Origin of the sequence: Sphingopyxis sp. BSN-002, assembly GCF_022024275.1 — a bacterium.
In the GTDB taxonomy this organism is placed as follows: domain Bacteria; phylum Pseudomonadota; class Alphaproteobacteria; order Sphingomonadales; family Sphingomonadaceae; genus Sphingopyxis.
Window position 1 is genome coordinate 2,958,671 of the sequence record NZ_CP091804.1, and the last position, 13,037, is coordinate 2,971,707.

At 62.2% G+C, this 13,037-nt stretch carries 12 protein-coding genes; 8 read left to right on the forward strand and 4 right to left on the reverse strand.

Features of this window, described 5'->3' with window-relative positions; all coding sequences use genetic code 11:
* Window position 1: 1 nt before the first annotated feature.
* Window positions 2–772, forward strand: coding sequence for a bifunctional precorrin-2 dehydrogenase/sirohydrochlorin ferrochelatase (locus L7H23_RS14690; RefSeq protein ID WP_237836611.1), 771 nt, complete (start codon window positions 2–4; stop codon window positions 770–772).
* Here the strand turns inward: L7H23_RS14690 and L7H23_RS14695 are convergent.
* Both L7H23_RS14695 and L7H23_RS14700 read right to left on the reverse strand, forming a co-directional pair.
* The gene (locus tag L7H23_RS14695) at window positions 762–1,409 is read right to left on the reverse strand and encodes a glutathione S-transferase family protein (RefSeq protein ID WP_237836612.1); all 648 of its coding nucleotides are present in this window, start codon (window positions 1,407–1,409) and stop codon (window positions 762–764) included. The genes L7H23_RS14690 and L7H23_RS14695 overlap by 11 nt on opposite strands.
* A gap of 59 nt (window positions 1,410–1,468) precedes the next feature.
* Window positions 1,469–2,419 (reverse strand): hypothetical protein, encoded by a 951-nt coding sequence (locus tag L7H23_RS14700; protein ID WP_237836613.1) that lies wholly within the window; start codon window positions 2,417–2,419, stop codon window positions 1,469–1,471.
* A 170-nt stretch (window positions 2,420–2,589) separates the two neighbouring features.
* Between L7H23_RS14700 and L7H23_RS14705 the strand changes: the two genes are divergently transcribed.
* The 6 genes from L7H23_RS14705 to L7H23_RS14730 all read left to right on the forward strand — a co-directional run bounded on the left by L7H23_RS14705 (window position 2,590) and on the right by L7H23_RS14730 (window position 9,817).
* Window positions 2,590–2,736: a hypothetical protein gene (locus tag L7H23_RS14705; RefSeq protein WP_237836614.1), complete on the forward strand. Its 147-nt coding sequence runs from the start codon at window positions 2,590–2,592 to the stop codon at window positions 2,734–2,736.
* Window positions 2,737–2,801: 65 nt separating this feature from the next.
* On the forward strand, window positions 2,802–3,776 hold the full coding sequence (locus L7H23_RS14710; protein WP_237836615.1) for a hypothetical protein: 975 nt from the start codon (window positions 2,802–2,804) through the stop codon (window positions 3,774–3,776).
* On the forward strand, window positions 3,764–4,642 hold the full coding sequence (locus L7H23_RS14715; protein ID WP_237836616.1) for a transposase: 879 nt from the start codon (window positions 3,764–3,766) through the stop codon (window positions 4,640–4,642). The genes L7H23_RS14710 and L7H23_RS14715 overlap by 13 nt, the downstream gene beginning before the upstream one ends.
* Window positions 4,643–4,686: 44 nt before the next feature.
* Complete coding sequence (lepA, locus tag L7H23_RS14720; RefSeq protein WP_237836617.1) at window positions 4,687–6,510, forward strand: translation elongation factor 4; 1,824 nt, start codon at window positions 4,687–4,689, stop codon at window positions 6,508–6,510.
* 173 nt (window positions 6,511–6,683) lie between these two features.
* A complete protein-coding gene (locus L7H23_RS14725) occupies window positions 6,684–8,747 on the forward strand; it encodes an ATP-binding protein (RefSeq protein WP_237836618.1) in 2,064 nt (687 codons plus the stop codon).
* A gap of 2 nt (window positions 8,748–8,749) precedes the next feature.
* Window positions 8,750–9,817, forward strand: coding sequence for a DNA cytosine methyltransferase (locus tag L7H23_RS14730; protein ID WP_237836619.1), 1,068 nt, complete (start codon window positions 8,750–8,752; stop codon window positions 9,815–9,817).
* 361 nt (window positions 9,818–10,178) lie between these two features.
* On the opposite strand, the gene L7H23_RS14735 is transcribed toward L7H23_RS14730, so the two are convergent.
* Window positions 10,179–11,480 (reverse strand): hypothetical protein, encoded by a 1,302-nt coding sequence (locus L7H23_RS14735; RefSeq protein ID WP_237836620.1) that lies wholly within the window; start codon window positions 11,478–11,480, stop codon window positions 10,179–10,181.
* Between the two features lie 200 nt (window positions 11,481–11,680).
* The gene (locus tag L7H23_RS14740; protein WP_237836621.1) at window positions 11,681–12,076 is read right to left on the reverse strand and encodes a helix-turn-helix transcriptional regulator; all 396 of its coding nucleotides are present in this window, start codon (window positions 12,074–12,076) and stop codon (window positions 11,681–11,683) included.
* Window positions 12,077–12,263: 187 nt separating this feature from the next.
* On the opposite strand from L7H23_RS14740, the gene L7H23_RS14745 reads away from it, so the two are divergent.
* Complete coding sequence (locus tag L7H23_RS14745; protein ID WP_237836622.1) at window positions 12,264–12,887, forward strand: GNAT family N-acetyltransferase; 624 nt, start codon at window positions 12,264–12,266, stop codon at window positions 12,885–12,887.
* The last annotated feature ends 150 nt before the right edge of the window (window positions 12,888–13,037 follow it).

The window sequence follows — 13,037 nt, forward strand, 5'->3', positions numbered from 1 at the left end:
CATGGAGCAGCTTCCTCTCTTCCTGAACCTGCGCGGCCGCACGGTCGTGCTGGTCGGGGAGGGGGAGGCTGCCGATGCCAAGGCGCGGCTGATCACGCGCGCGGGCGGGCGGATCGTCCCGGCATGGGAGGAGGGCGCGAGCCTCGCCTTCGTCGCGCTCGATGAGGGCGCCGAAGCCGCCGCCGCCGGGCTTCGCGCGCGCGGGCTGCTCGTCAACGTCGTCGACCGTCCCGACCTCTGCGACTTCACCACCCCCGCGATCGTCGACCGCGCGCCCGTCACGATCGCGATCGGCACCGGCGGCGCTTCGGCGGGCCTCGCGAAAGCGATCCGCCAGCGCATCGAGGCGCTGCTGCCCTCGCGTCTCGGCGCGCTCGCGACCGGGCTCCATGCCGCGCGCGGGGCAATGAAAGCGCGGTGGCCCGCCGCGGCCGACCGTCGCCGTGCGATCGACGCGGCGCTGGCAACGGGCGGGGCGCTCGATCCGCTTGGTGCAGATGCTGCCGACGGGGTCGACAACTGGTTGGCCGGAGACATTCCGGTTGCACTCGCGCGCCTTGAAACGATCCGGCCGACCGGCGCCGACCCCGACGACCTGACCCTCCGTGCGGCGCGCCTGCTTGGCGAGGCCGATCATATCTTCCACGCGGCGACTGTTCCGGAGGCTATCCTCGACCGCGCGCGTGCCGACGCAGTGCGCCATATCGCCGACGCGCCGCCCGCCGATCCGCCCCCGGGCCTGTCGCTCTGGATCGAACCGATCAGCCTTTAGCGGCGAGGAACACCGCATATTGCGCCTCGAACGCGCGCCGGAACGCCGGCCGCGCCTTGCCGCGCGCGACATAGGCGGCAAGGTTCGGATATTCGCCGAGCAGCGGCACATCCTCGATCCGCCGCAGGACCGAAATCATCAGCAGGTCGCCCGCGCTGAAATCGCCATCGAGCCATTCGGCGTCGCCCAGTCGGCGCGACAGGTCGCCCAGCCGGCTGCGGATACGCTCTTCGATCGCCGCGGCACGCTCGTCGTACCAGCTTTTGTCGCGTTCGGTGAACCATGCGACCTCGCGGTCGACGATGGGCGGCTCGACCGTGCTCAGCGCCGCGAACATCCAGCTGATCGCACGCGCCCGTGCACCGGCGTCGGCAGGCAGCAGACCCGGACGCAACCCGGCAATATGGAGCACGATCGCGCCCGACTCGAACAAGGTCAGGCCGCCCGCCTCATAGGTCGGGATCTGCCCGAACGGGTGCAGCGCGACATGCGCGGGCTGTTTCATCCCCGCGAATGAGACCAGCCGCACGTCATAGGACTGACCGACTTCTTCGAACGCCCAGCGTACCGGCATGTCGCGCGCCATGCCCTCGCCTTCGTCGGGCGAGTTTTCGAAAGCGGTGATGGTCGGATTCATCGGCTTGCTCCACAGGTCGGTCGGGCCTGTATAACGGCCCGGCACCACAATGGCTCCCGCTAAGGCGCGATCGCCAGCCCGTCGCCGTTCGTGCCCGCGGCGATCCGCCGCAGCACCTTTCCGCTCGCGACATCGATCTCGGCGACCTTGTCGACCCCGGTTTCGGCAGCGTAGAGGCGCTTGCCGTCGGGGCTCCACAGCAAGGTCACCTGCCGCGCCGCATCGCCTTCCGATACCGCGATCGTCTTCGCGAGCGCACGCGTTTCGGCGTCGAACAGGCTGATCGTCCCCGCGCCGATATTGCTTGTCGCGACCCATTGGCCGTCAGGGCTCGCCAGCACGCGGATCGCGACCGGATCGACCGCCTGCTCGGCGACTTTTTCGCCGCTCGCGGTATCCCATACCGACACGCGCGGCGCCGACAGGTCGCCGACCCATAGCTCGCGGCCGCCCTTCGCCAGTGAGAGCCCCTCGGGTTTGCCGCCAACGGGCAGGTCGCGCAGCTTCTTTGCGTCGTTCAGGTCGAGCACGCTCACCGTCCCCGACGCGATATTGGCAACATAGGCGGTGCGGTTGTCGGGCGCGACGACGACCATATGCGATCCCTGCTGCCCGGTCGGAATCGAGCTTATCGTGCCGTCGGGCGCAACCACCGCGACCGACTGGCTCGCCTCGGCGGTCGCGACCAGTCGTCCGTCGGACAGCCACAGCAGCCCGTGCGGCCGCTGGTTCGGGCTGATGTCTATGGTGCGCAGTTTCTTCGCGCCCGCGATGTCGACGATATCGATCGTTGTCCCGCCATAGGCGACGACCGCCGCCTGCCTGCCGTCGGGCGAGATCGCAATTTCGTGCGGCATCTTTCCGGTCGGCAATCGCGCCCGTTCTGTGCCCGATTCGAGGTCGATCAGGCTCAGCGTATCCTCGCCCTTGTTGCCGACGAGCAGCGTCTCGGCATGGGCGGGCGTCGCGGGAAGCAGGCACAAGAGGGCGGCGGCAAAGGCGTGGCGCATGAAGCATCTCCCTGTTTGTCACGACGCTAGCTGCCATGGCTCGCGTCGCAACGGCGCTTCGACGAACGGCGGCATGGCAATTACGATAAGTTAACTGGGCACCGCTGGTGGCCGCCCATAGCCATCAGGTCTGCGGCCGCGATGCGCCGCCATACTGACAGGAGGGACTTATGCCTTTACCCGCCATCGATATCGACGAGGTACCAATGCTCGGCACAGCGGTGGGCCTTTTCGGCTCCTTCGCCGGCGAAAGCGCCATCAACAATCCGGGCGTGTTCGAAGTGACCGTCACGGTCGTTACGATAATTTACGACTGACCGGGCTCGCGGGCGGCCTTTGCCGCCCGCCCTCCATTCTCGGACTTCTTCGGCAGCTCTGCACCATGGCCCGATCCCGCCACGATCACTTCCCGCGGCACGACGATGCGCGCCGCGACCGTCTGCGCGCGGCGACGCTCGATCTCGAAGCGCGATGGCGGTCGAGCGATGGGCTGCCCGGCGGTCTGAATGCGGCGATCGATGCCGTTGCCGATGCATCGCCCGAAATCGCGATTGCGGCGCTGATGCCCTGGCTCTCGGATACGGGCTGGCTTCGCGAGCGGCTCGCCGCCGCGACGGGCCTGCTTGCCGCCGATCCCTTCGCTCGTCCGCCGTTGCGCCCCGTCGGTGGCGGCGAAGGGGCCGGCGGCCTCATTCTCGCCGAGCGCGGCGCGATCCGCCTGTCGCTGCAGCTGCATCCTGCCGGGACCCCGTCGTCGACGGCGGCGCTGTTCATTCCCGGTCGCTCGGCTTTTCGCATCCTTGCGGACGGCGGTGCCGCGGTCTGTTTTCACGACGTTGCCGTGTCCGCCGATGAAGAAGCGGGCGTCTTTACCGCGGCGGGAGCGGCGCGATGCCGGACCGGGCCGTCCCGTGCGCTCGTCGATGGCGAATGCTGGATACTCGACACCGCGCGGCAGGCTTTCACGCTGTCGGGCGCGACCCGCGATATAGTAATTCTCGAGCTGTCGGCGCAGCCTCCGTCTTCGCTGCCGATCCGCAGCTATGATAGTGCGAGCGGCCGTTTGCTCCATGTATCGGCGTCGCGCCGTGACCGCAGCTTTTGCCAGATGGCGTTGGCCATGCTTCGGATGCTCGGCCGTGCCGATGCCGTGCCGCTGTTCGTAACTGCAACCGGAGCCGGGGATTTTGCCGCACGCTGGCTGGCGCTGCGGGATCTGATCGCGCTCGACGCGGCTGCGGCCTATCCCTGTGTCGTGCGGATGGCGGAGGGCGATCCTCACCCTGAAGTCCGCCATGCTGCAAAGGCTGTGCTGGCGCTCTATGACCGGAAGGAAATCCCGGCGTGCCTCAGTTGATCGACCCGCCCGCCGGCCCGGAATATGATCTTGCCGAAGTCGTCGCGCGCCTCGACGAACGGGGCGTCGATCTGACCGACGAAGCCAGCCTCGCAAAATGCGCCGACCTTCTCGCCGGCCTGTCGCGGAACCGCGATTTTCTCGCCGAGCGTGTCATCGCCGAACTCAAGGCAAGCTATGTCGATCAGCTTGCCACGAGCCGCTATTCGGCGCAGGTCTTTCTTCTCCACCGCAGTCGGCGCGGCTTCTTTCTCCGCGCCAATCTCTGGCCTGCCGCGACCGACGCAGCCTGTGTCGCAAGCGGCCCGGCGGCCTTCGCTTACGGTCTTCCCCACGACCATAATTTCCACTTTCTCACCGTCGGCTATCGAGGCCCCGGCTATATCAGCGACTATTACGAATATGACGCGGAAGCGGTGGACGGCTGCCTTGGCGAGCCGTTGAATCTCCATTTCGTCGAGCGCAGCCGGCTGGAGGAGGGCAAGATGATGCTCTATCGCGCCCACCGGGACATCCACAGCCAGCTTCCGCCGGAAAGCCTCTCGGTCAGCCTCAATATCATGGACGAGGGCGAGCACATCCCGTGGCGCGATCAATATATCGTCGATCTCGAATATGGCACGATCGCCAGGCGGCCGACGCTGACCCCCGGCGAAATGCTTCTCCGCTGCGCCGTCCACCTCTCCGACAATGGCCGGGACGTCGCCGAGCAGTTTGCAAAGGCGCATCCGGTGCCGCGCGTCCGCGCCAATGCGATCGCGGCGCTGGCGGCAATCGCCGACGACCGGATGGCGATATTGGAACGCGGGCTGAGCGATCCCGATGCACGCGTGCGCGACGATTGCCGGCGCTGGCTCGCGCGATAGCCAAGCCTGCTGACAGCGCGGCTTTCCGCTGCTAACGGGCCGCCATGACAACTCCTCTTTCGCATATTCGTAACTTCTCGATCATCGCGCATATCGACCATGGCAAGTCGACGCTCGCCGACCGGCTGATCCAGTTCACCGGGGGGCTGACCGCGCGCGAGATGTCGGCGCAAGTCCTTGATAATATGGACATCGAGAAGGAGCGCGGGATCACGATCAAGGCGCAGACGGTGCGCCTGAAGTACAAGGCGCACGACGGCGAGACGTACGAGCTCAACCTGATGGACACGCCCGGCCACGTCGACTTCGCCTATGAAGTGTCGCGCAGCCTCGCGGCGTGCGAGGGCGCGCTGCTCGTCGTCGACGCGGCGCAGGGGGTCGAGGCGCAGACGCTGGCGAACGTCTATCAGTCGATCGAGCATGATCACGAGATCGTGCCCGTCATCAACAAGATAGATCTGCCCGCGGCCGACGTCGACAAGGTGAAGGCCGAGATCGAGGACATCATCGGGCTGCCCGCCGACGACGCGGTGCTCGCGTCGGCGAAGTCGGGGATCGGCATCGAGGAATGCCTCGAGGCGATCGTCACCAAGATCCCGCCGCCGAAGGGCGACGCCGCGGCGCCGCTGCTCGCGATGCTCGTCGACAGCTGGTACGACCCGTACCTCGGCGTCGTCATCCTCGTCCGCGTCGTCGACGGGGTGCTGAAAAAAGGCCAGCAGATCAAGTTCATGCAGGCGGGAACCACCCACCTGATCGACCGCGTCGGCTGTTTCACGCCGAAGCGCGAGGAGCTGACCGAGATCGGCCCGGGCGAGATCGGCTTCATCACCGCGCAGATCAAGGACGTCGCGCAGGCGCGCGTCGGCGACACGGTGACCGACGCGAAGAAACCCGCCGCGAACCCGCTGCCGGGGTTCAAGGAAGTCCAGCCGGTCGTCTTCTGCGGCCTGTTCCCGACCGACGCGAACGACTTCGAGAAGCTGCGCGAAAGCATCCAGAAGCTCCGCCTCAACGATGCCAGTTTCTCGTTCGAGATGGAAAGCTCGGCCGCGCTCGGCTTCGGCTTCCGCTGCGGCTTCCTCGGCCTGCTCCACCTCGAGATCATTCAGGAGCGGCTGACCCGCGAATATGACCTCGACCTGATCACGACGGCGCCGTCTGTGGTCTACAAGCTGAAGCTGAGCCACACGAAGAATGAAGCGGCGAAGGAGATCGAGCTCCACAACCCCGCCGACATGCCCGACCCGAACCGCATCGACGAGATCGAGGAGCCGTGGATCGAGGCGGTGATCTATGTCCCCGACGATTATCTCGGCCCGATCCTGAAGCTGTGTCAGGACCGCCGCGGGGTGCAGAAGAACCTGACCTATGTGGGCGGCCGCGCGCAGATCACCTATGAACTGCCGCTCAACGAGGTAGTGTTCGATTTCTACGACCGGCTGAAGAGCATCAGCCGCGGCTATGCGTCGTTCGACTACCACCAGATCGGCCACCGCGCCGGCGACCTCGTGAAGATGAGCATCCTCGTCAACAACGAGCCCGTCGACGCGCTGAGCATGATCGTCCACCGCGGCAGCGCCGAAAGCCGCGGCCGCGGCATGTGCGAGCGCCTCAAGGACCTGATCCCGCGCCACATGTTCAAGATCCCGATCCAGGCCGCGATCGGCGGCAAGGTGATCGCCCGCGAAACCATCGCCGCGCTGCGCAAGGACGTGACCGCCAAATGCTACGGCGGCGACGCGACCCGCAAGAAGAAGCTCCTTGAAAAGCAGAAAGAGGGCAAGAAGCGGATGCGCGAATATGGCAACGTCAACATTCCGCAGGAGGCGTTTATCGCCGCGCTGCGGATGGGGGATGATGCCTGATTAGATGGGCAGGTAACGAGCATATATCGATCTCGTCTAAACAGCGCCACTTTTGATCAAAGAGGGGGTTGACGCCAGCTTACAGCGCTGCTGATCATCTCCGGCAAATGGGGCATGAGGGCGATTCCATATATAGCAGCCATTGCCTTCCATGTATTTGAAATAATAAGATAATGGAGGCTGCGGTCATGGCGGAAGGTGGCGCCACGAAATTCGAATTGAAGTTCAGCCATCATGTGATCGAGCACCTCGGGCTCAAGCTGTATCAAAATAAGCCCACGAACGTTATCGCCGAGTTGGTATCCAACTCGTGGGATGCCGGCGCGAAAGTCGTCAACATCGATATGTCGGTCAGTGACGACCGCGATAGCCGCTTCGTTGCTGTATCGGACAACGGCTCTGGCATGACCGCCACTGAGCTCGCTGAAAATTACTTGGTGATTGGGAAGCCGAAGCGACGTGTCCGTGGCGAGCGTTATGCGATGGGACGGAAGGGCATCGGAAAATTGGCTCCCTTCGGGATCGCAAATACGATTGATGTCGTAACAGTATCAGGCGGACAGGCCACATGGATTAAGCTGCCTCTGCCAGCTCTTCTTCAGGAAGGAGACGCGACAGCCCCGACCGAGATTGCTACCTACGAGCCAAGGGTGGTGCTCCAGAATAGCCCGTTGGCTGATGCCCCCTTCTCAGAAGACAAGACCGGACAAATCGAAAAATTCTCGACCTTTATAGGAAGCGGATCCGGAACCCTTATACTTCTTACGAATCTTTCGCTTATTAGACCGATATCTAAAGAAAATATCATAGAGGGAATGGGGCGAAGGTTTACGGTAACTTTAAATCGGGAAGATTTTTCTGTTTTTGTAAACGGTGATAAAATTGAGGATGATACTTCTCTACCAAAATTTGAGTTTAGAATACCTAAAACTGGATTCTCAGTAGAAAATATTGGAGGGAATCAGGTAAGGTACTGGGTTGGTTTTGTTAAAGTAGCGTCATGGCCCAGTGATGAAGCTGGCGTCGGTGTCTATGCTCATGGGAAAATAGCTCAAGACCGTCCTTTCACTTTTGGCGTAAAGGGTCGGGAGATATTTACGAGGTATATGTATGCTGTTGTAGAAGCAGATTTCTTGGACGAGCAAAATGAAGATGTGATCTCTACCGATCGGAGTTCGATCGATTGGGATAATCCCATAGCGTTGCAACTCTACGAATGGGGCGCAAAGAACTTACGTCTGTGGATTGAGGAGTATCGTGTATTTCGGTCAGGCGATGAAGAGCGCCGAATACAGGAGCTTGTTGAATCGAAAATTTCGCAAGGCGAACTTCCCAAGATTCGCGATGATGAGAAGGCCATACTTTCTAAGCTTCTAGCTGAGGTGACGCCATCGCTACCGAAACACGATGGGTCTGATGAAAAAGTCACAGCGGCGGTTATGAAAGCCTACCTCCATGTGCCCACCCGTACGTTGTTGAAACGTTTGTGGTCGAGCTATTCTAAAGATGGCAGCGCTGAAGCGGGCGAGTTTCTTGGGGTCGTCGAGAAGATAGCCGACGCGGCGATTCCTGAAGCGCTGTCGATAGCCGTCACATTTGCTGAGCGGGCTTATGCGATCTCCTGCTTGTCAGACTATCAGCACAGCCGCGGTGAGCCGGAAATGCAGAAGCTCTTGGAGCGATTTCCTTGGATTATTCAACCGGGATATGAAAAATTAACAGCAAATCAGCAGCTTAAGACTCTCGTGATGGAGGCGGCGAAGAGGGGCCTTTCTCCTTCGCGGGTTGATCTAAGTAATCCGGTTGATGAGGAAACAAAGCCGGATTTCGTTTTTTATAGCGATCTTGAAAAGGCGCAAATTGTCGTTGTGGAATTGAAAACCCCTCGGGATGATTTGACGCTGTCTAATCGAGAACAGCTTGCTTCATATCTGACGTATTTGGAGCAGCAGTATCCGAGCAGCAAAATCGAAGGTATCTTGGTCGGATCGAATGGGAAGGGGCTTGAACCCAAGCGAGATGATTTGCGTATCATGTCGTGGGCCGATGTTCTTAACGAATCTCGTCGAGGCCATGTCGACATGCTAGCTGCCATGTTGAAGACGGCGGACCCTGATCCTGATGACGCAAGGATTCAACAAATAATCGAGTTTGGCGGGCCTGATGTATGGCGAGCTCTAGAGAGAGTGGCAACCAACGATGAGCATCTATCTAACCTCTTGAAAGAAAGAGGTTGAGTATGATCCTGCAGGCCGTAGATTTGTTTGCTGGCGGCGGAGGGTTGACCGTGGGCCTCAAAACGGCTGGCTTTAAAGTTTCGTCTGCCGTCGAGTGCGATAGTCATGCATCAAGCACATATTCGATCAATCATCCCGAAGTTAAGTTGCATTGCGACGATATCAGGGACGTAATGCCAGAATCTATATTGTCGGATGCTGGTGGAAAGGTCGACCTAATTGCTGGATGCCCTCCTTGCCAAGGATTTACAAGCTTAACGTCTAAATATCGTCGATATGATCCGAGAAATGATCTTATTGATGAAATGAAAAGATTGGTCGTAGCTTGCAAGCCAATGGCTGTGATGATGGAAAATGTTCCGGGTCTAGCAAAAAAAGGAAAATCAAGACTTAGTAGCTTCATAGAAGATCTAGAGAATATGGGCTATAAGGTGAATTATGACGTTCTACAGGTAGCTGACTATGGTACACCGCAGTTTCGGCGTCGGCTGGTTTTGTTTGCGGGACTTGGGTTTGAAATAAAGATGCCTGAAGCGGTCTATGACAGGCAAGGTGCTAACGGAAAACCGAAATGGAAGACGGTTAGAGATGTTATTGGTGGCTTGCCTGCAGCTAAAGCGTTCAAACGCAATACGATCAAGGAAGGTACGAAGGTCGCGGATTGGCACTATGTTCGAAATATGAGCGATATAAATTTGCAACGGCTTTCTCATGCTAAACCGGGTGGATCATGGAAGGACATTCCCGAAAGTCTGCGTGTGCCTTGCCATCAGGGCGAGTATACGGGCTTTTCGAATGTCTATGGACGAATGGAGTGGAATCAAACGCCTCCTACGATGACCGGCGGCTGCACAACGCTCAGCAAAGGTAGGTTCGGTCACCCAGAGCAATTGCGTACGATTTCTGTTAAGGAGGCGGCACTGATCCAAGAGTTTCCCGAAAGCTACCTTATATCGAGCAATCATATGGATAAGGTGTGCAATATTATCGGAAATGCGTTGCCGTGCGGGTTTGCAGCGGCGATGTCGGCTCACGCGCGTAGCGCGATCATTCAGCATTTGCAGATGTAGCGTCTGGAGATTGTTCTGGTCCCTTGGACATCGTCTGATTTCCTCCAACCGCACAATCCGCACCACGCACCGCGCCGGAATCTCGATGATGCCGCTCATCCGCAGGCCCTCGTCGCCGATGAGCATGGCCGATCCGGCAAGGACCTTGACGCAATCGTCGTCGTGGATCAGGCGGCCGACCGACAGGCAGATTTGCGTGTCGCCGGGTTCGAAGTCGATAAGGCAGCCGCCGTGGGATGGAGCGCGATAGTTGGTGAACCCCGGCGAAAGCCGGGGCCCAGATGAGTGGCGCTGGGCTGCCATGGGCCCCGGCTTTCGCCGGGGTTCACGGTTTTGGATTTCGTGGATTGCGCCGTAAGGCTCATGCTTCTCCCTCCGGCTGCGGCTGGTTCGTGTCGTCGGCTTCGGCGGCGTTGGCGGCGTCGGTCTTCGCCGCCGTCGCCCGTCCCGCCTGCCACGCGGCCCAGCTTTCCTCGCTGTAGGCGGCGTTCCATTCGCGTTCGAGCTCGGCGATCGCGCGTTCGATGCGGCGGCGGGCGCTGTCGCGGTCGCGGCCGGTGGCGCCGCCGCTGAGGCTCTTGTCGGCGAGGAAGTCGTGGGGAAGCTGGAGCACCGGCCGGCGCGCGGCTTGCCAGGCCTCGGCGCAATCGTGCAACGCGTGGGCGGCCATGCGCATGTCGCCGCGGGTGACCCGGTCGCTGTCGGGGTCGGTCTCGCCCGCCTCGCCCTCGACGATATTCCCGTCATACTGGCCGAACCAGATTTCGTCCTCGTCGCCACCCTTCGGCCAGGGGAGGTAATCGGCGGGGGGCGGGGTCGGGTGCGACAGGTCGCCGCCTTCCTCCGCCTCCCAGTCGATATTGCCCGCGCCGGCCGACAGCGAGACGATCATGTCGGGGTGGAACATGTTCCATTCATGCTTCTGCGGATGGGCATAGGCGTCCTCGCGGCGCACCGCGTCCCAGTCGGTGCCGGGGCCGGTGAGCATGTCCCATGCGGCGCGCTTGACCGGGTCGTGCGAAATCCTGCGCTGATATCCGGTGCGGATGATGCGGAGGCGGTCGTCGAGGTCGGTCTCCTGCCGGCTGGCGCGCCGGGCATGGTCGAGCATTTCGGCCTGTCGCTCGGCCTCCCACTCGGCGCGCCATTTCTCGCGCAGGCGGCGGACCGCGTGCGGGACCGCGCTGGCGGGGCGGCCGTCGACGGGGGCGATGCTGCCGAAATTCTCGGGAAAGCGGCTGGCGGCGATATGCTGCATCGCGCGGATGTTCGGGCGACGGCGCTCGAGGATGACCTGCCCGCGCTTCGAAATCGTCTCGGGCACGCCATAGATGGCATATTCCATCAGCAGGTCGGCGACGCGGCGCGCGCCCGCCTCGACCGCGCGGTCCCATGCGGCGGCGAAGCTTTCGGCGCCCGCGCGCTTGCGGAGCTGGTAGAGCGCGGACGTGCTGTGGCCGATCGCCTTCGCCGCCATGCTGACCGCGCCGGTCGCGGCGAGCTGGGCGATGAAGATGCGCTGTTTCTGCGCGGTGACGCCCGACCAGCGTTTGGTGAGCTGTTCGACGGGCGTGAAGTCGAGCTCTTCTGGGAGGTCGTCGATCGCGCTTTCGTCAATCGCTTCGGGGTCGGCGGGGAGAGGCGGGAGGATTTCCTGCTTCATCGCAATGCTCCTTGGTTTGTGAAATTTCATTCACGAACCATATTGGAACATTGTAGGAAAGCGGAAAATCGGGTTGCTGTGTGAACCCCGGCGAAAGCCGGGGCCCAGTAACATGTTGGGAGATGGGCCCCGGCTTTCGCCGGGGTTCACGTCGGGGGGCGAAGCGGCAAATTGAGAGCGTCGGGGAGCCGGCGCCCCGCTCAGATCTCGATGACGATCTTGACCTTTGCGGGCTCGATGCCGGCGGCGTGGGCGATTTCGGTGCGGGCGCGGGCGACGAGGTGCTGGAAGTCGTGCGGGGCCGAGGGGGCGCGGGCCGGAGCGAGGAGTTCGGCCTCGTCGACGTCGAGCGCGTCGGCCAGCGCCTTGATCCGCGCGTGTTTGGGGCGCGAACGGTCCTGCTCCCAATAGCAGACCGAGGTCATGCTGACCCCGAGCTGTTCGGCGAGATCGCCCTGCGTGAAGCCCGCCGCCTTGCGCAGGCGCGCGAGACGCTCGCCGAAGCTCTCGGCGGTGGACAGCATGGCATCGTCGTGCGGCAGGATATCCAGCGGGGTGGCGCCGGGAGTAGCGGGAGACAGGGGAACGTTACGCAATGGGGGGCGACCTATGTGATTGTTTTCAAGCCCCGGTTTATCCCTTCCAGATCCCCGCGACTTTCAACATTTCCCACATTTACACATAAGTTATAAATTGGTTCCCGAAAAATGAAGACGCGCCGGCTGTTGCGGGCGCGGCGGCGGCATATTAGCCTTGCGGCTCCGCAGCGACAGGGGAGCGTCCGTGGCAAAAGCCTGCGCCAGACCGCTCGACGGCATCGTCGTGCACAGCGAACTCAGCGACGGGACGCAGGTGTGCCTGCGCACGATCCATCCCGACGACGAACCGCTGCTGCGCGACGGGATCGCGAAGCTGTCGGCCGAATCGCGCTATCTGCGCTTCTTCTCTCCCGCGCCCCAACTGCCCGACGCGGTGATCGAGCGGCTGGTCGACGTCGACGGGCACGATCATATCGCGTGGGGCGCGATCTGCAGCGAATGTCCCGGCTGGCCCGCGATCGGGGCGGTGCACGCGGTGCGGAACCGCGGCGGAGCGGGGGCGGAGAGCCGGGTCGGCGAATATTCGGTCGCGGTGCTCGACGCGTTTCACGGCAAGGGCCTCGCGCGGATGATGACCGCGGCGCTGCTCGTCGACTGCCTTGCCGAGGGGATCACCGGGCTCGACGTCCATACATTGTCCGAAAATCGCGCCGCGGTGGCGCTGGTCCATGCGCTCGGCGGGACATGGAAGGGCGAGAGCGCGGGGGTCGCCGAATATTGCATCGACGTCGCAAAGGCGATCGCGGCGCTGCGCGCGGACGGCGACGCGCGCGGGGTGCAGGATGTTTTCGGGCAGCTGGGGGCGTGAGATAGTCCCTCCCGCCGCGAGGGGTCGCTACCCGCGGCGGGAGGGCGTAAGGTCGCAGCCTGAGCTTCGCGTCCCCACGCCCGATGCTCTAGCGGTGGCGCCATGACGTCGCCGTGACATGGATCACAAAATGTGAAAATTAACCGCGCG